Source organism: Pseudoalteromonas espejiana DSM 9414, assembly GCF_002221525.1.
Classification (GTDB): Bacteria; Pseudomonadota; Gammaproteobacteria; order Enterobacterales; family Alteromonadaceae; genus Pseudoalteromonas; species Pseudoalteromonas espejiana.
Map to the genome: position 1 here is coordinate 292442 of NZ_CP011028.1, position 21792 is coordinate 314233.

Here is a 21792-nt window from a genome sequence, read left to right on the forward strand (position 1 = left end):
CATATGGCACGTACAACTCCACTTGAGCGCTACCGTAATATCGGCATAGTAGCTCACGTAGATGCAGGTAAAACCACCACAACAGAACGTGTTCTGTTCTACACGGGTCTTTCTCATAAGATCGGTGAAGTACATGATGGCGCTGCAACTATGGATTGGATGGAGCAGGAACAAGAGCGTGGTATCACAATCACTTCTGCTGCAACAACGTGTTTCTGGAAAGGGATGGACGCGCAATTTGACGACCATCGTATCAATATTATTGATACTCCAGGACACGTAGATTTCACTATCGAAGTAGAGCGTTCTTTACGCGTATTAGATGGTGCGGTAGTTGTTCTTTGTGCTTCATCAGGTGTACAGCCGCAAACTGAGACAGTTTGGCGTCAAGCGAACAAATACGAAGTTCCAAGAATGATCTTCGTAAATAAAATGGATCGCACGGGCGCTGACTTCTTAACGGTTGTTGGCCAGGTGAAATCTCGTCTTGGAGCAACGCCTGTTCCAATCCAGTTGCCAATTGGCGCTGAAGACGACTTTAAAGGTGTTATTGACCTTATTAAAATGAAAGCCATTAACTGGAACGAAGCGGACCAGGGTATGACTTTCTCTTATGAGGCAATACCGGCAGAACTTCAAGAGCTTGCTGAAGAATGGCACTCTCATTTAGTTGAAAGTGCAGCTGAAGCCTCTGAAGAACTAATGGATAAGTACTTAGAAGGTGAAGAGTTAAGTGAAGCAGAGATTAAATCTGCTTTACGTCAACGCACATTAGCGAACGAAATTGTTCCCATTACGTGTGGTAGTGCATTTAAAAACAAAGGTGTTCAAGCTGTGCTTGATGGCGTTGTTGAGTATATGCCTGCACCAACACAAGTGAAACAAATCCAAGGTATCCTAGAAAATGGAACTGAGGAAGAACGTCCAGCTGATGATAAAGCGCCGTTTGCTGCACTTGCATTTAAGATTGCAACAGACCCGTTTGTTGGCACTTTAACCTTTTTCCGCGTTTACTCTGGTACTGTTAAACAGGGTGACGCGGTTTATAACCCAGTTAAAAGTAAGCGTGAGCGATTTGGTCGTATCGTACAGATGCATTCAAACTCACGTGAAGAGATCAAAGAAGTTTACGCAGGCGATATTGCGGCAGCTATTGGTCTTAAAGACGTAACAACAGGTGAAACACTGTGTGATCCGAATTCTATAATTACGCTTGAGCGTATGGAATTCCCAGAACCAGTTATCTCTGTTGCGGTTGAGCCTCGCACAATCGCTGACCAAGATAAGATGGGTATCGCGTTAGGTAAACTAGCGGCAGAAGATCCTTCTTTTCGTGTACAAACTGACGAAGAATCAGGCCAGACTATAATCTCTGGTATGGGTGAACTTCACCTAGATATCATTGTCGACCGTATGAAACGTGAATTCAGTGTTGAATGTAACGTTGGTAAGCCGCAGGTTGCATACCGAGAAGCTATTCGTTCAACTGTTGAAGTTGAAGGGAAGTTTGTACGTCAATCAGGTGGTCGTGGTCAATATGGTCACGTCTGGGTTAAACTTGAACCGATGGATATTTCGGATGATGAAGCACCAATTTACGAGTTCGTTAACGAAACTGTAGGTGGTTCGGTTCCTAAAGAATTTATCCCTGCGGTAGATAAAGGTCTCCAAGAGCAAATGTCTCAAGGTGTACTGGCTGGCTACCCATTACTTGGCGTTAAAGCGACTTTATATGATGGTTCATTCCATGATGTAGATTCGAATGAAATGGCATTTAAAATAGCAGGTTCAATGGCAATGAAAGCCGGGGCGCTTAAAGCTGACCCTGTTCTTTTAGAACCAATGATGAAGGTTGAAGTAATCACTCCTGACTCAAACATGGGTGATGTAGTTGGCGACTTAAACCGTCGTCGCGGCATAATCGAAGGCATGGAAGATGCAATAGGTGGACTTAAGCAAGTTAATGCGCAAGTTCCTCTTTCTGAAATGTTTGGTTATGCAACTGCTTTACGATCTGCAACACAGGGCCGTGCTTCTTACTCTATGGAGTTTTTGAAGTACGCTGAAGCCTCTAAAAATGTTGCAGATACAATAATTTCAGCTCGCGCTGTTATATGATTTTAGCTTGTCTGGCTCAATAGTGAGTCAGGCTTTAATTTCTTAATTAGGAATTTTTTAAGATGGCAAAAGAAAAGTTTGAACGCGTAAAACCGCACGTAAACGTTGGTACAATCGGCCACGTTGACCACGGTAAAACTACACTAACTGCAGCAATCACTAACGTACTTGCAAAAGTATACGGCGGTGTTGCTAAAGATTTCGCATCAATCGATAACGCTCCAGAAGAGCGCGAGCGTGGTATCACAATCTCAACTTCTCACGTTGAGTACGATACTCCAACTCGTCACTACGCACACGTAGATTGTCCTGGTCACGCCGATTATGTTAAAAACATGATCACTGGTGCTGCTCAAATGGACGGCGCTATCTTAGTAGTAGCTGCGACTGACGGCCCTATGCCACAAACTCGTGAGCACATCCTACTTTCTCGTCAGGTTGGCGTACCTTACATCGTTGTATTCATGAACAAATGTGACATGGTTGACGACGAAGAGCTACTTGAGCTAGTAGAAATGGAAGTTCGTGAACTTCTTTCTGAGTACGACTTCCCAGGTGATGACTTACCACTAATTCAAGGTTCTGCTCTTAAAGCACTTGAAGGCGAAAAGCAGTGGGAAGACAAGATCGTTGAGCTTGCAGAAGCACTAGATTCTTACATTCCAGAGCCAGAGCGTGACATCGATAAGCCATTCATCATGCCTATCGAAGATGTTTTCTCAATCCAAGGCCGTGGTACAGTTGTAACTGGTCGTGTTGAAGCTGGTATCATCAACGTGAATGACGAAGTTGAAATCGTTGGTATCAAAGAGACTACTAAGTCTACTTGTACTGGTGTTGAAATGTTCCGTAAGCTTCTTGACGAAGGTCGTGCTGGTGAGAACATTGGTGCACTTCTACGTGGTACTAAGCGTGAAGACGTTGAACGTGGTCAAGTACTAGCTAAGCCTGGTTCAATCAACCCACACACTACATTCACTTCAGAAGTATACGTACTTTCTAAAGATGAAGGTGGTCGTCATACTCCATTCTTTAAAGGTTACCGTCCACAGTTCTACTTCCGTACAACTGACGTAACTGGTGACGTACAGTTACCAGAAGGCGTAGAAATGGTAATGCCTGGTGATAACGTTAAGATGACAGTAACTCTAATCGCGCCAATCGCGATGGACGAAGGTCTTCGTTTCGCTATCCGTGAAGGTGGCCGTACTGTAGGTGCTGGTGTTGTAGCAACTATCGTAGAGTAATAGTTAACTTTTAAGTTAATTATTAGAAAAAGGTCACTTAGGTGGCCTTTTTTAATGCCTGAAATTTAGCTTACATGAAGGTGGCGCTCTTACCTAAGGTATAGGTGCTTTGTAGCAACGTTCAATGAGCAATAGTTAACGTTTAAGTTAATTAATACTAAAACAACCCGAGCTTAGCCTCGGGTTTTTTAATGCCTGCAATTTATGTCATGTGTGAAGATCTTTAATTATGTAAGGAATGTCTATTCATCGAATAGGTATCGACACTTACAGGGTATTAGCCTAAGCTAAAAATGGCTTAAATTCACAACAGGAAACGGGCAATGAATAATAAAAATAACTATCCACAAGGCGTATTTTGCTGGGCTGAACTGTGTACTTGTAATTGGAAAGAGGGTAAGGCTTTTTATACTTCATTGTTTGGGTGGGGGAGCGATGATCAGCCAATTGGCGATGATGAATATTACACCATGCTACAAAAGCAAGGGGATGATATTGCGGCTATGTATCAAATGCCACAAGCACAAATAAAGGATGAACTCCCTGGTTATTGGCTTACCTATATTGCTGTAGAGGATGTGGATGCATGTGCAATTAAAGCAAAAGAATTAGGCGCACAAATTATAGCGGGTCCGCACAATGTTATGGATGCAGGGCGCATGTTAATGCTTAAAGATACAGCAGGCGCTACCGTTGCGTTGTGGCAAGGTAATGAGCATATTGGTTGTAAGCGACCTGGTGAATTAACAACACCTTACTGGCATGAAATGGCGACTAGAGATGCTACTGCTAGTAGTAACTTTTATTGTGAGCTATTAGGCTGGAAGAGTCAGTTAAAGCCTATGGATGGGATGGACTACACATTATTTTTAATCGATGATAAACCAGTTGCCGGTATGATAGAAATGACTAACGAGTGGCCTGATGATGTTCCCCCTCATTGGATGATTTACTTTGCTGTTGATAGTTGTGACTCCTATGTGGATAAAGCTGTAGATCTTGGGGCACAGGTTTGTGTACCTGTAACTGATATTGAAGATGTAGGGCGTTTTAGTGTTGTATGCGATCCGCAAGGAAGTGTGTTTTCGATAATAGAACCAGCGCTTGATGAGCTTAACGCTTAATTATTGATTAAGTGCAGTGCTGTTTACTTTAACCGCGGCTATACATATTTAGACGCAGTAATTGTGTGCTTTTTTGCTATAATGGCGAGTAATTACACCGTCAGTCAGCAAGAGAGCACAATGGAATTTGAACAAGATAGTAATTTAACTTTACCGTTATTTATTTTAGATGAAACGCTTAGTGAGCGTAACTTAGAGCAGCCCGACCTAGCTATTTCATTAGCACTTGATGACGAACTACTGACGCAAATATGCCAAAATCCATCTCAAGATAGTAGCATTGCTATTAATATCGATGACTATTCGCTGACGCTACACAATAGCCAGCTTGAGGCGCTAGTGGGGCAAGAGCATGATGCCCAAATAACTCTTACTCATGGCCCTTTGCTTAGCGCAGTACTGAATACCCAAAACCATGGAACCTTTGTGTCGCCACAAATGGATATGATGCCTACCTTTGATTTAGGTGATGAGGATGAAGAATGAAAAAAGTTCTCATAAGCGCGTTAGTACTTGTCATACTCAGCGGTTGTGCTTATTTAGGAAATGCGCATTTTAATGACCTATTTGGTGATGAACAAACGCAGCAACGTATAGTGCCTCATGATTCGGGCGCTGGTGCCGAGTTTTTACAAGAAGTAAAACCCGTTCTTGATACACGCTGTGTGGTTTGTCATGGCTGTTACGATGCCCCTTGCCAGCTAAAGTTATCTTCTCCTGAAGGAATTGACCGAGGCTTAAGTAAAGAGTTGGTTTATGACGGTACTAGGCTGTTAGCGACTACCCCAAGCCGTTTATTATTTGATGCAACCACAACTCAGCAATGGCGCGATAAAGGCTTTACACCAGTATTAAATGAGCGTAACCAAAGCCCAGAAGCTAATTTAGCCGGCGGTGTTTTATTTAATTCACTGGTTTTAAAACAAAGCGCCCCTTTACCTGAAAATGAAATTCTTGATGATGAATTTGATTTTTCACTTAGCCGTTCACAAACCTGCGCTACTATGGGTGAGTTTGACCGATTAGCATCAGAGCAGCCACATGGTGGCATGCCTTATGGCTTACCGGGTGTTTCTAGCCAAGAGTTTTACCATTTACAAAAATGGCTTAAAGACGGCGGTAAAATGGCGCATATAAAACCGCCGACTAAAGCTGAGCTAACACAGGTAAAAAATTGGGAAGCTTTTTTAAACCAAGACAGCCTCAAATATCAACTAGCTGCTAGATATATTTATGAGCATTGGTTTTTAGCGCATATTTATTTTACGCCAGATAATCCGCAAAGCTTTTTTAAATTAGTACGCTCAAGCACCCCGCCAGGTGAAGAAATACAGCTTATAAATACGCGTCGTCCGTATGACGATCCTAAAGTGAATCGTGTTTATTATCGTTTATTACAAGATCGTTCAACTGTTTTATCAAAAACACATTTACCGCTTAAGTTGGACGATAGCAAGCTTGCACGCTTATATGAGCAGTTTATTGCGCCTGATTATACGGTAAATAAAATGCCAAGTTATCAAGCAGAAGCAGCTTCAAATCCATTCAAAACGTTTGAAGCAATCCCTATTAACTCTAAATATCAATTTATGCTTGATGAAGCCGAGTTAATTATAATGGGCTTTATTAAAGGCCCTGTGTGTCGAGGTCAAATTGCGCTTAATGTAATTAATGACCATTTTTGGGTTGCCTTTGCGGACCCTGAAAAAGTAGCAACGCCAGCTGTTGAAGACATGCTGTTACAGCATGAAGACGCACTTGAGCTACCGGCAGCCGAAGAGAGTAACGCATTGCCAATCTCTAGCTGGGTTAAATACTCAGTGCGTGAGAAAAAGTATTTACAAGCTAAAGTTGAGCTTGCTAACGATATGTTTAAAAACGGTGAGCATTTAACTACCGACCTATTATGGAAAGGCGAAGGGCACAATAAGAACGCTGCGCTTACTATTTTCCGCCACTTTGATAGTGCCACCGTAGTTAAAGGCTTTATAGGGCAAGAGCCTAAAACAATGTGGGTGCTTGATTACGCTTTATTTGAGCGAATTCACTACTTACTTGTAGCTGGCTTTGATGTATACGGAAATATTGGCCATCAACTGATAACGCGCTTATACATGGACTTTTTACGCTTAGAGGGTGAGCAAAACTTTTTAGCGTTATTACCTGAGTCTAAACGCCATCAAATTAAAAAAAGTTGGTACAGAAAGTCGCCGCCAAGTTTATCTAAGTTCTTTAAAAATAACCGAGATTTTAGTCAGCCAAGTGGTATTGAGTATAAAACTGATGATCCACAACACGAACTATATGGTTTAGTTAAGCAAACCTTAGCACCAGTACTTAGTGACCATTACGATTACACTCAAGTACCAAAACCATTAAATGCGTTAAATGATATGCCTGCTAAAGCAATAAACTTATTGCCGCAGCTGTCATACATTTTAGTGAAACAGGATGATGACTCACATAAGGCTTATACGGTTATTCATCACAATGCACATTACAATATCTCGAGCTTACTAAATGAAGACGGCCAACGCGCTTACGATGAAGATACAGCCACAATAGTGCCTGGCTTTATTGGCGATTACCCAGCTGCTATTTGGTATTTAAATAACTCAAATGAAGTGAGTGAGTTTGCGCAGTTGTTGCCAATGATGCAAATTGAAGCCGATTACAGTGCCCTAAAAGTTAAGTTTGGTATTCGTCGCTCGCACCCTGAGTTTTGGAAATACAGCGATATAATGCACCAAGTTGCTAAAGAGTACCGAGGCGTAGAGTTTGGTATGTTTGATTACAACCGCTTAGAAAACCGCTAAACGATTAGGCATACTTAGCGTAACCAAATTTAGGCTAACGCGCCTTTGTAATACATTTAGCCCAGTAATTTTACTGGGCTTTTTATTTATATAATTACTTAAGCGGATGTTGAGTTTTCTATATATAGGCTACACTTAAAATAAAAAAGCGGCCTTGTATGTTTAAAATAATTGCCAATGTAAGACAACGTTACCGATGGGCGTTAATCGCTATCGCGTTATTAATAAGTGGCTCAGCCTTATTACTACAGTATGGGTTTTCTGTACAAAAATATGACGCTAAAATTATTAATGTAGCCGGTAAGCAGCGCATGCTCTCGCAAAAAATTGCGTGGCACAGTAACTCCCTACTTGCATCAAGAATAGATGTCGCCACTCACACTCAGTCCCTCGAACAATCCCTTAAACAATTTAAAAGCGCGCACCAAATGCTGCTTACTAAGCAGGGCAATGGTTATCGTTATTTAACAAAGGAGTTGGAGGCTTTATATTTTTCAGCCCCCGCTAATTTAGACCAAGAAGTTAATGAGTTTATTGCTCAAGCCAGCTGGCTTTTATATCAACAAGGTGAGGTAAACACCGATGTATTAGCCATAACACACGTTGAAAACCTGCTTACAAAGCTGGACCGCGCAGTCACCTTGTTTGAGCAACACGCAGTAAAAAAAGTGAATAGGGTTTCTAATTTAGAATTACTATGCTGGTTAGTTGCTATGATGCTATTGCTTGTTGAGTTGAGGTTTGTGTTTATGCCTATGGAAAAAGAGGTGGAGCGCACATTATCAGCACTGCAAAAGCAAAAAGATTTTGTAGCCCAAATGAGCCAAAATAAAGAACACTTTATTGCCCGAGCAAGCCACGAGTTTAGAACACCTTTACAAGGATTGATGACCTCAATTGAAGAGTTAAATATTTCACCAGAGCAGCAAAGTATAAAAACGCAGGCTAGCTATTGCACCTTAAGAATTCTTTCTATGCTCGATGAACTTCAAGATTTACAAGCATTGAGTACAGGTAAGTGGTCGCCCATTTTAAAAAATGAAAATTTACTCGAGTCAATCAATAAAGTGGTGATGGCTTATGAGTATGCGGCTCAACAAAAGGGTTTAAAAGTAGTAACCCACTTTAATGATTCACTTAATTGCTTTTGTAAATTAGATCATCAACGCTTGCAGCATGTTTTAACTGAGCTAATTAGTAATGCGATAAAGTTTACAGAAGATGGCGAGATTGTTGTGTCGGCCACTATGGAAGGTTCAAAGCTTCATTTAACAGTGCAAGATAGCGGATGTGGATTTACGAGTGAAATAACAGAGTTAGAATTTGATTCATTTAAACAAACTAATCATTTTCAGGGGTTAAGGACCGGCTTAACACGAGCGCAGTATGTTGTTAAAGCCTTACACGGCGACATTGAATTTAAAAACAACACAGCAAACGGTGCCATTGTTACGCTTAACTTACCGATTGAAATTACTAAGCAAGAGCGAAGTGAGCGAGAATTTGAAAAAAAGCTTTTTTGCTTAGTGGTTGAAGATAACGAACTTAATACCCTATTACTTACCCGTATTTTAACTAATTTAGGTGTGGAGTGTGAATGCGCAATAAATGGGCAAGTTGCATGTGAAATGGTACAAAAAACACATTACGATATTATTTTTATGGACTTAAATATGCCAGTAATGGATGGCTTTGAAGCAACTAAAAAAATACGCACAGAGCTTAATAAAACAATGCCAATTATTGTTGTTACAGCGAATACGTCAGCAGAAGATATGAACTTAGTGTATGAATATGGCGCCAGCGAACATATTCATAAGCCAATTAGTAAGCAAGCTGTAGCCGATGCGCTAGTTAGTGTGTGTATGAGCAGTGAAATAAACTAATACGCTGTAAAATGCGCTTGCGAATATAATTAGCAATACGTTAAGTTGGCAGTCTAGAAAGTGCTTAGGAACGTATTGTGCAAAGTGTTGTATTAGAGAAGTTTAATGGTTATTTACAAGGGCAAGGTAAAAGCCGTTATGAAATTAGCGATTTAAATTGGCAGGTTAATCAAGGGCAGCAGTGGCTATTACTAGGTGCTAATGGTGCAGGTAAATCGGCACTGTGTGCAGCGCTCATTGGTGAGGCTAAATTAAAAAGCGGCAAATATAAAAGCACCTTTAACAATATGCAGTTGGTGTCATCAGATGCGCAAAAGCAGTTAATTAAAGATGAAATAGAGCATGAACAGCCTACATTAGTTAAAGAGCTAATATTTACTACCAACGCCACTTATAACCATGCGCTGCGTATGGAGTTAATAGAGGTACTTAATTTAAGTACTCTTTTAAATAAGCACTTTAGAGATCTTTCTACCGGGGAGACCCGCAAATTACTACTTATTAATGCACTTAGTAGTAATGCCGACTTAGTTGTACTTGATGAGCCCTACGATGGGCTTGATAAGTCATCATGTGAAACGTTAACTAAGGTATTAGCTAAGCTATCCACACACATAAATTTTGTTTTTGTACTAAACCGCTTAGATGAAGTACCTGAATTTATAACGCATTATGGTTATGTAAATGAAGGTAAGTTGCAGCACGCACTGGCAAACCCAGATAACGAGCAGCGTGCTGATTTATTTAAACTGCTGCATCTAACTCATACGTCTTTAGCTATACCTCAGCCCGAAAATACACCTTCTCAAACCGAGTATATAGACTCGCCACTCGTTAAACTTACTAACGCCAACGTAGCGTATGGCGGTGTTAGTATATTTAAAAATTTAACTTGGCAAATCAATCAGTATCAGCACTGGCAATTGAGTGGTAAAAATGGCTCAGGTAAAACGTGTCTACTTAACTTAATTACAGGCGATAACCCCCAATGCTATAACAACGACATACAGGTATTTGGCTTTAAGCGCGGCAGTGGTGAAAGCATTTGGGATATAAAACAGCACATTGGTTTTATATCAAATGCGCTTCATATGGATTACCGAGTAAGTATATCGGCACTTAATACCATTATTTCAGGATTTTATGACAGCATTGGTTTATATCAAAAGCCAACTGATGCACAAATAATGGCTGCTAAGCAGTGGCTTGCATTAATAGGTTTAAGTGAAAAGCAAAACACCTCATTTACTCAGCTTTCGTATGGGGATCAGCGTATGCTATTAATTGTGCGCGCCATGATAAAACACCCCACTTTACTTATATTAGACGAGCCTTGCTTAGGGCTAGATGAGGCAAACAGGCAGCGGGTGCTGCTATTAATTGAGAAAGTGTGCGCCGCTAAAACAAGCACCGTGATTTATGTAAATCATCATGCGGCAGACAAAATTAAAGGAATAGAGAATTACTTAAAAATGGAAGACTTTCATTAAGCATTAAAGCAGAAGGTTAAGCGCAGTACGCCTAACCTTTCTGTTATAATTTAAAGACGAGTAACACTAAAACCTTCATCTCTTAACTGTTTTATTAAACCATGCTGCTCTGGTAAGTGCAGCGCGCCTACAGCAATAAATAGCTTTTCGTTAGTTAAGCGAGGTACTAGCTGCTCTACCCATTTATTATTGCGATTAACTAGCATTACTTGCTCGCTTATTTCACCGTAATTACTATCATCAAAACTCATGTTGTAGTACTCGGTAAGCGTATCCATATCGCCATTTTTCCACGCATTTACTAGCTTAATAAAGTAAGTATTAATGTCGGCCAGTTGTTCGAAGGTTTCTTCAATCATTTCGTTACTTAATAGCGCCATACCATCAAACATTTGTAACTGCTGCTCTAGGGTTTCTAGTTCGCCTATTTTTATATTGTGTTCTTTAGCGTAAGCAAGTACTTGCTTGTCTATGCCGGTTTGATCGGAAAAGCCTGCGTTTTGAAACTCAATTTGCATCATAGTCACCATTACAGCCCAAGGTTTTAGGCCGTTAAACATGGCAATATCAATCGACTTTTTAGAAAAATAATCTTTAAGTTTATTGTAGTTTTGTTTTGATAATTCTGTTTGCAGTGTTTTACCACCTTTTAACATCATAAAAGGCATTGAGCGTTGCTGCATTTGCATGGGCGTTAACTTACTAATATCCACCTCTACAATAACTTCATCACTCTCATCAATCGCTTTAGTAACGTTTGTTGGTAAACCTTTCATGCTGGCGTCACCTACGTGTACGGTGCCAAACAAATACGAGCTAGTGCCGTTTTTCTCTACTTTATATAAAGCCGGTGCCGCAAAGCTATTAAAGCTAAGTACTGAAAACAGCACCATAATAAAAAAGTGACTAATACGAGGTATCGCTTTCATGGTTTGTCCTTAAAATCCCGTTATTGAGTTACATAAATACTAACCTAATTTTTCATTATCGGCAGTGCTAAATTAAGCCTTTTATTTTTGTTACCTAAAATGGCTATAGCAATCCTAATTAGTTACCTAAACCATGCTATGTGAAGTGAGACAAAAATAAATATAATTTATTTTTAGTAATCCTTAAAAATTAATAAAACCCCATATAGTTATTATATGGCTAGCGAATTTACATGATTAAATTTAAAGCATAAAAAATTCTCAATTATGTTTTTTTGTGGATTTTAAAACCATTAAAAATCACTTTTTACACTTTTATTGAATTGAGTTTGGTGTTGACTTAGTAGGCTTAGCGCGGTACAAATAGATATATAGAGCGAACAATATTGTTTCGCAATAATTGAACACAATTTGGTATTAATTACATGCTTGCAAATGCACTTAACCTAGTCCTGATTATTATCGTGGTGATTATTCCCGCGAGGGTTTCGTAGTGCTATAAACTTAAGCATTAAAAAGCCCTCCGCACTTAACCGTTCGGAGGGCTTTTTAGTTTTAAGCACAAAGTTTTAAAGATTTTAGCTATAAGTTTAAGTAAGTATTTAATTGGGTTGTCACTGAGGAATGAGGATTTATTAATGACAGGCGCAGAACTAACAATCGATTTATTAGCCAAACACGGCGTTAAAGAGGTATTTGGCTACCCCGGCGGAGCTATTATGCCAATTTACGATGCGTTGTATGGCGCGCCAGTCAAACATTACCTTACTCGTCATGAGCAAGGTGCTGGCTTTGCCGCTGTAGGTTATGCCCGCAGCACAGGTAAATTAGGCGTATGTTTAGCAACGTCAGGCCCAGGGGCAACTAATTTAATAACAGCACTTGCCGATGCAATGATGGACTCAGTGCCATTGTTAGCAATTACCGGCCAGGTACCTACTGCAGCCATTGGCTCAGATGCATTTCAAGAGGTAGATGTACTTGGTATGTCGCTTTCGTGTACTAAACATAGCTACATGGTAGAGCGCGCCGAAGATTTAGCCGAAATACTGCAAGAGGCTATGCACTTAGCCCAAAGTGGTCGCCCAGGCCCTGTACTTGTCGATATTCCAAAAGACATTCAAATGGCGCAAGTGCCTTTTAAACCATGGCTAGCCGCTGATGAATACTTACCGCAACTTGATTTAAACCAAGTTGCCATTGCAAATCAGTTATTAAGTGAAGCAAAGCAGCCAGTTGCATATGTTGGCGGCGGCGTGCAAGCGGCTGATGCGCAAAATGAGTTAATGCAGTTTTTAAATAAAACGCAGATGCCAGCAGTATCAACACTTAAGGCGTTAGGCAGCGTATTACCAGATTACGAACATTACTTAGGTATGCTGGGCATGCACGGTACCCAAGCCGCTAATATAGCAGTACAAGAGTGCGATGTATTAGTGTGTATAGGCGCTCGCTTTGATGACCGCGTAACAGGTAACTTAGCTAAATTTGCCGCTAAAGCAAAAGTAATCCACTTAGACATAGATGCAGCTGAAGTCGGTAAACGTAAACCTGCTAAGGCCTCATTAATTGCTGATTTAAAAACGTCATTACCGGTGCTTGAATGTGTTGTAACCCCTAAAGCATGGTGCGATACAAATAAGCAGTTAAGCGTAAAACATGCGTGGCGCTATGACTACCCAGGCGAAAAAGTATTTGCCCCGTATTTATTGAACCAATTAAGCCAGCGTATGCCAAAAACAGGCGTAGTATGCTGCGATGTTGGTCAGCACCAAATGTGGGTAGCGCAACACATGAAATTTAGCCACCCGAGCAACCATTTAAGTAGTGGTGGTGCAGGCACAATGGGCTTTGGTTTACCAGCAGCCATAGGTGCACAAGTGGCACGCCCAGACGATTTTGTAATAACGGTGTCGGGTGATGGCTCAATCATGATGAACATTCAAGAGCTTGCGACTATTCGCCGTAACAATTTACCAGTAAAAATACTGATATTAGATAACCAACGCTTAGGTATGGTTCGCCAATGGCAGGAGCTATTTTTTGAAGGACGTTACTCTGAAACAAACCTTTCAGATAACCCTGATTTTGTTCAATTAGCCGCTGTATTTGGTATTCCTGGGCAAACAATTACACAAGCAAACGAAGTTGACGATGCAATAACCGCATTAGTTAATAGCAAAGGCCCGTATATATTACATGCCTGTATAGACGATAAAGAAAACGTATGGCCACTTGTACCACCAGGGGCTGCAAATGACGAAATGATTACGGAGAAAGCACAATGAAACACAGCCTAACTATTGCATTAAAGAGCCAAAGTATAGCGGTCGAGCGTTTTTTACGTGTAGTGCGTCACCGTGGTTTTGATCTTACGCACTTTCAGCTCAATATGGATGATGGCCACTACAATGTTGCAATGACAGTAGATAGCGATAAACCAATCCATCTTTTAACAAGCCAGTTAAATAAGCTGGTGGACGTTAAAGAAATCACTTTACAAAATTTACAGCAACAAGCTGTGTAATTGCTAACAACACAAATTTACGAGTAATTGAACAACAGTTACTCACCAATTTTTAGAATGAGGAATGCCCGCTTACAGAGCGGCAAAACAGAGGTAACTATGGCTAAATTAAGAAGTGCAACAACAACTGAAGGACGTAAACGCGCAGGCGCACGTGCATTATGGCGCGCAACAGGCATGACCGACACAGACTTTGGTAAACCAATTATTGCTGTAGTTAACTCGTTTACGCAATTTGTACCAGGGCATGTTCACCTTAACCAGCTTAGTGAGTTAATGGCTGAAACAATCACGCAAGCGGGCGGTGTGCCAAAAGAATTTAATACCATTGCTATTGATGACGGTATCGCAATGGGCCACGGCGGCATGCTTTACTCACTGCCATCACGCGACCTAATTGCCGACTCGGTTGAGTACATGGTTAACGGCCACTGCGCCGATGCGATGATCTGTATTTCTAACTGTGACAAAATCACCCCAGGGATGATGCTTGCAGCGCTACGCTTAAACATACCGGTTATTTTTGTATCGGGCGGACCAATGGAAGCGGGTAAAACAAAACTTGCCAACATTGATATTAAATTAGATTTAGTAGATGCCATGGTTAAAGGCGCTGATGAAACGGTAAGTGATGCTGATTCAGAGCAAGTAGAGCGCTCTGCATGTCCTACTTGTGGGTCGTGTTCGGGTATGTTTACTGCAAACTCAATGAACTGTTTATTAGAGGCTATTGGCCTTGCACTACCGGGTAATGGTACAACGCTTGCAACCCATAAAGACCGTAAGCAGCTATATGTAGAGGCGGGTGCTCGCATTGTTGATTTATGCCGTGAGTACTACCAAAAAGATAACCAAGACGTGTTACCTCGCGCTATTGCTAACAAAACAGCCTTTATGAACTCTATGGTTGTTGATATTGCCATGGGTGGTTCATCTAACACCGTATTGCATTTATTAGCAGCGGCACAAGAAGCCGGCGTAGACTTTGATATGTCGCACATTGATGAGCTATCTCGTAAAACCCCATTTTTATGTAAAGTAGCCCCAGCTACACCTGAGTACCACATTGAAGATGTGCATCGCGCTGGTGGCATGATGGCAATTGTACGTGAGCTAGGCAAAGCCGGTTTAGTTGATTTATCGGTAAACCACGTTGCGGGTATGACAATGGGTGAGCTTGTTAAAAAGTGGGATGCGACTGATCCAACAAACGAAGCTGCACAAAAGTTTTACCGCGCTGGCCCTGCTGGTATTCGTACTACAAAAGCAATGAGCCAAGAGTGCCGTTGGGATGAAGGCGATAACGACCGAGAGCATGGTTGTATTCGTAGTGTTGAGCACGCATTCAGACAAGATGGCGGCTTAGCTGTGCTTTCAGGTAACTTAGCGGTTGACGGCTGTATTGTTAAAAGCGCAGGCGTAGTTGACGAAATGCTACATTTTGAAGGTACTGCCGTGGTGTACGAATCACAAGATGATTCAGTAGAAGGCATTTTAAACGACGAAGTAAAAGCGGGTGATGTCGTTGTTATTCGTTACGAAGGTCCTAAAGGCGGCCCAGGTATGCAAGAAATGCTGTACCCAACGAGCTACTTAAAATCAAAAGGCTTAGCTGAAAAGTGTGCATTGATCACCGATGGTCGTTTCTCGGGCGGCACCTCAGGTTTATCAATCGGCCACGTATCGCCAGAAGCGGCAAGCGGCGGTGCCATTGCCTATGTTGAAAATGGCGACAAAATTATCATTGATATTGCAACACGTGAAATCACTTTAGCATTAAGCGATGAAGAACTTGAAGCGCGTAAGCAAAAACAACTAGCACGCGGTAAATTAGCGTACAAACCGGTTGATCGTGAGCGTTATGTGTCATCGGCATTAAAAGCGTATGCATTACTTGCAACGAGCGCCGATAAAGGCGCAGTACGTGATTTAGCCAAATTGGAGGAGCTTAGCTAATTATGGTTTCTCAAGAGCTCGATTATTTTCGCGCTATTATCCAGGCAAATATGGAGCCTTTGGCAAAAGTTACTGAGGTCAGTGAAATGCCTGATCTCAGTGCTAAACTTGGGAACCATGTATGGCTTAAGCGTGAGGATCAACAGCCCGTGTATTCGTTTAAGTTACGCGGTGCATACAATAAATTAAATAAGTTACCAAAAGGGTCTGTTGTTATTACGGCGTCGGCTGGTAACCATGCGCAAGGTGTGGCACTTAGTGCTTCACACCTTGGCCATAAAGCCACTATTGTTATGCCAGTTACAACGCCTGAAATAAAAGTAAGCGCAGTACGCGCGCTTGGCGGCGAAGTGGTATTATATGGTCATCATTTTGATGCGGCAAAAGCACACGCTCTAGAGCTTACAGAGCAGCGAAGTGGTGTATTTGTCCCGCCGTTTGACGACCCTGACGTGATTGTTGGGCAAGGCACTGTAGCCCGCGAGTTAATGCAACAACTCAACGAGCTTGATGCGGTATTTATACCTGTTGGAGGTGGTGGCTTACTTGCTGGTATGGCTGTTTATATCAAGTCATTACGCCCTGATATCAAAGTTATTGGCGTAGAAGCTGACGAAAGCGCATGTTTACAAGCAGCACTTAAAGCAGGAGAGCCAGTAGAGCTTGAGCGTGTTGGCAGTTTTGCCGATGGCGTTGCGGTAAAAGTTATCGGCAGTGAAACATTTCGCTTAGCGCAAAAATTTTGTGACGAAGTCGTTACTGTCAGTGGCGATGAAATTTGTGCTGCCATGCAAGATATTTTTGTCTCTACCCGCGCAATTGCAGAGCCATCTGGTGCCCTTGCAACGGCAGGGCTTAAAAAGTGGAGCCAACAATCGGGCTTAAAGGGGCTTCATTTAGCGGCTGTGCTTTCGGGTGCTAATTTAAACTTTGATCGTCTTCGTTATGTCGCAGAGCGCACTGCGCTAGGTGAAAAAAACGAAGCGTTATTAGCGGTTACCATTAAAGAAGAAAAAGGCAGCTTTAAGCAGTTTTGTGCGTCTTTAGGTGGCCGTGCTATTACTGAGTTTAACTACCGCTATGCAGGCCCAGGTGAAGCGCAAATATTTGTAGGCATTGCACTGCGCCAAGGCGAGCAAGAGCTAAATGAGTTAAAGCAAGATTTAACTAAAAACGACTATCACTTTTGTGATTTATCAGACAACGAACTCGCTAAATTGCATGTACGTTATATGGTCGGTGGTAAAGCGCCAGAACAATTACATGAACGATTATTACGTTTTGAGTTTCCTGAATACCCAGGCGCCCTCGCTCGCTTTTTAGATACGCTTGGGAGTAACTGGAACATTACGTTATTTCATTATCGTAATCATGGTGGCTCTATGGGTAATGTATTAGCTGGTTTTGCTATTGAACCAAGCCAGTTTGATATGTTTAACGAGCACTTGAATCGCTTAGGTTATAGTGTACAAGATGAAACACATAACCCGTGTTTTACGCAGTTTTTAACTTCACAACCGCAAAGTTCAAATACCGACGATTTAGCCTCAGCCTAATGACTTTAAGCAAGTGCCCAAGTTGGGTGCTTGCTTTATCTTGTGTTTTACATATAGTTACAAGTAATTACTACTGTTTGGAACAGCCCGTTGCCTATTAAAGGATTAATACTCGTAACTCTACTTTTTTGCAGCCAACTTAAGGCGCAAGAACCAGTCACCTTACAACTTAAATGGACTCATCAATTTCAATTTGCTGGTTATTATATGGCAAAAGAAAAAGGCTACTATAAAGACGCAGGGCTTGATGTAACCATACGCGAAGCAAACCCTAAAATGCCAGATACATTTACGCCCGTAGCGTTAAATGAGGCGCAATTTGGGGTGGCGCATTCAGGTATTTTGCAGCAACGGGTTAATGGTCAGCCATTTGTTGCTATGGCTGCTATTTTACAATTCTCCCCTTACTGTTGGATGGTTAAAGATAGCTCAGATATTTTTCACCCACGAGATTTTACAGCTAAGCGTATAACTGAGGTTAGCCGCAAAGATGGCACCGAACTTCTTATAATGCTCAAGCGAAGCGGTATAGATATAAATACGTTAGAGGTGTTCAGTAGTGAAGAGCCGGCCGTTGAAGCATGGCAACAAAATAAGCTCGATGCTATGCAAGTATATGTAACTAATCAGCCATATTTTATGACACAACAAGGTATATCGCATCGTCTTATTTGCCCGCAGCGCTACGGAATGGATGTGTATGGCGATGTACTATTTACTAGCGAATCTATGCTTAAAAAGCACCCGCAAACGGTCGAAAAATTTTACCAAGCGAGTTTAAAAGGCTGGCGCTACGCAATGATGAATATGGACGAAGCAATTGCCGTTACTCAGCAGCTGTATGCACCTAATAAAAGCTTTCACCAACTTGCTTATGAGGCCGAGGTGCTTAAAGAATATATAATGCCGCCCACCACGCATTTAGGAAATATGTCGATGGCTAAATGGCGTTTAATTGCTGATTATTATGGTATTAAGCAAAGTGACTTTGATGAGCAAAAAGCCGGTTTTATTTACAAATATCAAGAGAGCGAAAGCATACAGCTGTCGTGGATGTTAATAGCGGCCATTATAGTGAGTATTATTTCAATTCCACTGTATTTACGTTTAATACTCGGAAAAAAATAACCGTTTAATGCAGCGCTGCGCAACTGATATAATTAACCGTCTTTTTATTATTTTAAGTTGTTATGAACCTAGCAGAGCAGTTTGCAGCACTCGATGCAGTGTTAATGAATACCCGACAATACTGGCAGTGCACTGCGTTTGATTATGATTCATTGCCTTGGCCCGAGCTGTGTGCTCCATTAAATAGCTTATCTGATGATGCAGTTGCGCAGCTTGATAGCGACCAAAGTAAACTATATGAATTTTTTGCCCCTTATATATCAGGCCTTGAACAGTTACCTGCGCTTTGCCGTTTAGAACAAAGCCAGCAGCAACGCAGCGAATACCCGTTTTGGATAAGTAATGGCATAAAAGGGCGCAAGTTTGAGCAACTGCAAGACTTTGTTTCTGCATTACCAAATACAAAACAGCCTGTTTTAGAGTGGTGCGCTGGCAAAGGTCATTTAGGGCGCATGCTTGCTTTTAATGGCGCGCAAACTGTGCGTAGTGTTGAGTTACAAGCACACCTGTGTGAACAAGGGCAGCACAGTGCTAAGCAGCAAGGCTTGGCTATGCAATTTAGCCAAGCAAATGTACTTGAAGACGATATTAGTCACTTTTTTAATACAGATACCCACGCGGTAGCTTTACATGCGTGTGGCGCTTTGCATCAAACCTTTATGCAGCAAGCGAGTAAAGCGGGAGTTAAGCGTATTAGTTTTTCACCGTGTTGTTATCACTTATTTACCGACAATAACTATAAAGCTATGAGCGATGAAGCACGTAAAAGTGAGCTTTTTTTAACTCACCGAGATTTAAAGCTCGCTCTACAAGAAACCGTTACAGCGCCTTCGCGTGTTGCAAAAGTTCGAAAAACTGAAGTGGAGTGGCGCTTAGGGTTTGATGCGCTTAGAAAGTCGATTACTAACGAGCAGTTTTACGTTAGCGTACCTTCTGTTAATAAGGCGGTATTTTCAGACTCATTTGCACAATTTTGTGCATGGGCAAGTGAGAAAAAATCGATAAACATCCCTAAAAACACAGATTACGATAAGTTTTTAGCTATTGGTAAAACCCGTAAAAAAGTGACAGAGCGAATCGAACTGGTTCGACATGTGTTTAGAAGAGCAATAGAAGTTTGGCTTGTGCTCGATCGTGCTTTATATTTGCAACAGCAAGGTTACACGGTTTCTGTGACAACCTTTTGTGAGAAGCAATTAACCCCTCGCAACATTTTGATTCTTGCTAACACGCAATAAGATAACGCCTTTAGCTATTTTTATTGGGTGTAATTTCCGTCCTTGATTTAAAAAGAGATGCAATGAGAAAGTTAAAGAATTTATTCGAAAATAATAAGCGTTGGGCTGCTCGTACAAGTGAAGCAAATCCTGATTTTTTTAAAATTTTGTCAATGCAGCAAAATCCTGAATATTTATGGATTGGGTGTTCAGACTCCCGGGTGCCTGCAAATCAAATAGTTGATTTATTACCGGGTGAATTATTTGTTCACCGTAACGTAGCTAACGTAGTCGTGCACACGGATCATAATTGTTTATCTGTTATGCAATATGCGGTAGAAGTACTAAAAGTAAAACATATTATGGTGGTAGGGCATTACGGCTGTGGCGGTGTGCAAGCGGTGCTAGATAACGCCAAATTTGGCTTTATTGATAACTGGTTACGCCATGTGGGAGATGTAAAAGAAAAGCACCTTGAGCAATTAAATGCAATGGATGAGCAGCAGCGTTTAAGCCGCTTAATAGAGCTTAATGTGATTGAGCAAGTACGCAATGTATGCAGAACCAACATTGTGCAAGATGCATGGGGCAAAGGCCAAGACTTAACCATTCATGGCTGGGTATATGGCTTAGAAAATGGCCACTTACACGACTTAGAATCGGTGGTTACCTGTGCAGATGAAGAGGGCGACGTTTATAAAAAAGCCGTTGCGCATGTATTAACAAAAGCTGGCTGCGAGTAACCCTTACATGACAAAAACGGCGTTAATTATTGGTGCAACAGGTGTTGTAGGAAAGGAGCTGCTAATGCGCTTACTACATAGCTCTGAGTACAGCCAAGTAATAGCAATTACGCGCCGTAAGTTAACGTTTACACATACTAAGCTAGTTAATCACGTTATTGATTTTGAATATTTAACCAAGCACTGCGAGTTATTTAAAGGTGATGTGCTTTTTTCTTGTTTAGGCACTACAAAAAAACAAGCTGGCTCTGTAAGTGCGCAGCGTAAGGTCGATTTCGATTATCAGTTTATTGCGGCGCAAATGGCGGCAAATAATGGTGTAACTCATTATTGCTTAGTATCATCAAGTGGGGCGAATGCGCATAGTGCTAGTGCGTATTTAAAAATGAAAGGTGAGCTTGAGCAACAAGTAAAACTACTTGGCTTTGTAAAAATAAGTATTTTTCAGCCTTCGCTGTTAATTGGTAAGCGAAATGATACCCGTATAGCAGAGCAAATAGGCGCTGTTATTTTACCACTTTTAACGCGATTGCCTTTTTTAAAGCGTTATAGGCCGATAACCGGCGAGCAAGTAGCTCAAAAAATGCGGGCTGTGAGTTTAAATCAGCAACACACATTGAGTTATTATACGTTAGATGACTTGTTTAACGCTTAACTACTTAGCAAAAAAGCAGCCTAGGCTGCTTTTTTATTTTGTTCGCTCGTTTATTCTGCGTCTGTTTTTGCAGTTAATTGCTGCTCTAGTAACGCAACTTTAGCTTCAAGTTCAGTAAGCTTTTCGCGGGTGCGAATAAGCACTTGGCTTTGCACATCAAATTCTTCACGGCTAACAAAGTCCATTTCAGCAAGCTTGTTTTGTAAAACTTGTTTAGTTTTACCTTCAAGAGTGTCTGCTAGGTTTTTTACACCCTGCGGCATGTTATTAGTGATTTGCTTAGCAATTTCTTCAAGTTTTGCTGGATTGATCATGTATATCCCTTGCTGTTGCCTTAAAATGATAATAACTAATATTACCTTATACCTAAGGCTTTTAATACATGATCACCCCAATGCAA

General features: G+C 41.3%; 17 protein-coding genes. 15 read left to right on the forward strand and 2 right to left on the reverse strand.

Translation table 11 applies throughout. From position 1 onward, the window contains the following. The first annotated feature begins 3 nt into the window (after window positions 1-3). From fusA to PESP_RS01400, 7 genes are all read left to right on the forward strand, one after another. On the forward strand, window positions 4-2118 hold the full coding sequence (fusA, locus tag PESP_RS01370) for an elongation factor G (protein WP_089346435.1): 2115 nt from the start codon (window positions 4-6) through the stop codon (window positions 2116-2118). Between the two features lie 62 nt (window positions 2119-2180). Continuing rightward, window positions 2181-3365, forward strand: a complete 1185-nt coding sequence (gene tuf, locus PESP_RS01375; protein ID WP_004589660.1) for an elongation factor Tu — start codon at window positions 2181-2183, stop codon at window positions 3363-3365. 323 nt (window positions 3366-3688) lie between these two features. After that, entirely contained in the window at window positions 3689-4489 is an 801-nt protein-coding gene (locus tag PESP_RS01380) for a VOC family protein (RefSeq protein WP_089346436.1), read from the forward strand. A 120-nt stretch (window positions 4490-4609) separates the two neighbouring features. Next, window positions 4610-4975, forward strand: a complete 366-nt coding sequence (locus PESP_RS01385; RefSeq protein WP_089349068.1) for a hypothetical protein — start codon at window positions 4610-4612, stop codon at window positions 4973-4975. Continuing rightward, window positions 4972-7305 (forward strand): fatty acid cis/trans isomerase, encoded by a 2334-nt coding sequence (locus PESP_RS01390; protein WP_089346437.1) that lies wholly within the window; start codon window positions 4972-4974, stop codon window positions 7303-7305. Before PESP_RS01385 ends, PESP_RS01390 begins: the two co-directional genes overlap by 4 nt. 158 nt (window positions 7306-7463) lie before the next feature. Then, the gene (locus PESP_RS01395; protein ID WP_089346438.1) at window positions 7464-9191 is read left to right on the forward strand and encodes a response regulator; all 1728 of its coding nucleotides are present in this window, start codon (window positions 7464-7466) and stop codon (window positions 9189-9191) included. A 77-nt stretch (window positions 9192-9268) separates the two neighbouring features. Next, window positions 9269-10681 (forward strand): ATP-binding cassette domain-containing protein, encoded by a 1413-nt coding sequence (locus PESP_RS01400; RefSeq protein ID WP_089346439.1) that lies wholly within the window; start codon window positions 9269-9271, stop codon window positions 10679-10681. Between the two features lie 50 nt (window positions 10682-10731). Here the strand turns inward: PESP_RS01400 and PESP_RS01405 are convergent, their stop codons facing one another. Further along, window positions 10732-11610: a TraB/GumN family protein gene (locus PESP_RS01405; protein WP_089346440.1), complete on the reverse strand. Its 879-nt coding sequence runs from the start codon at window positions 11608-11610 to the stop codon at window positions 10732-10734. A gap of 638 nt (window positions 11611-12248) precedes the next feature. Between PESP_RS01405 and ilvG the strand changes: the two genes are divergently transcribed. From ilvG to PESP_RS01445, 8 genes are all read left to right on the forward strand, one after another. Continuing rightward, complete coding sequence (ilvG, locus tag PESP_RS01410; protein WP_089346441.1) at window positions 12249-13898, forward strand: acetolactate synthase 2 catalytic subunit; 1650 nt, start codon at window positions 12249-12251, stop codon at window positions 13896-13898. Next, entirely contained in the window at window positions 13895-14137 is a 243-nt protein-coding gene (gene ilvM / locus PESP_RS01415; RefSeq protein WP_006793049.1) for an acetolactate synthase 2 small subunit, read from the forward strand. Before ilvG ends, ilvM begins: the two co-directional genes overlap by 4 nt. A gap of 99 nt (window positions 14138-14236) precedes the next feature. Next, entirely contained in the window at window positions 14237-16093 is a 1857-nt protein-coding gene (ilvD, locus tag PESP_RS01420; RefSeq protein WP_089346442.1) for a dihydroxy-acid dehydratase, read from the forward strand. Between the two features lie 2 nt (window positions 16094-16095). Then, window positions 16096-17649 carry a threonine ammonia-lyase, biosynthetic gene (gene ilvA, locus PESP_RS01425; protein ID WP_089346443.1) on the forward strand — a complete coding sequence of 518 codons (1554 nt, stop codon included), beginning with the start codon at window positions 16096-16098 and terminating at the stop codon, window positions 17647-17649. A gap of 90 nt (window positions 17650-17739) precedes the next feature. Beyond that, entirely contained in the window at window positions 17740-18777 is a 1038-nt protein-coding gene (locus tag PESP_RS01430) for an ABC transporter substrate-binding protein (protein ID WP_089346444.1), read from the forward strand. Window positions 18778-18839: 62 nt separating this feature from the next. Then, window positions 18840-20015: a methyltransferase gene (locus PESP_RS01435; protein ID WP_089346445.1), complete on the forward strand. Its 1176-nt coding sequence runs from the start codon at window positions 18840-18842 to the stop codon at window positions 20013-20015. 62 nt (window positions 20016-20077) lie between these two features. Next, window positions 20078-20737 (forward strand): carbonate dehydratase, encoded by a 660-nt coding sequence (can, locus tag PESP_RS01440; RefSeq protein WP_089346446.1) that lies wholly within the window; start codon window positions 20078-20080, stop codon window positions 20735-20737. 7 nt (window positions 20738-20744) lie between these two features. Then, entirely contained in the window at window positions 20745-21392 is a 648-nt protein-coding gene (locus PESP_RS01445) for a Rossmann-fold NAD(P)-binding domain-containing protein (RefSeq protein ID WP_089346447.1), read from the forward strand. A gap of 50 nt (window positions 21393-21442) precedes the next feature. On the opposite strand, the gene ubiK is transcribed toward PESP_RS01445, so the two are convergent. Continuing rightward, window positions 21443-21706 carry a ubiquinone biosynthesis accessory factor UbiK gene (ubiK, locus tag PESP_RS01450; RefSeq protein WP_089346448.1) on the reverse strand — a complete coding sequence of 88 codons (264 nt, stop codon included), beginning with the start codon at window positions 21704-21706 and terminating at the stop codon, window positions 21443-21445. Window positions 21707-21792: the final 86 nt, after the last annotated feature.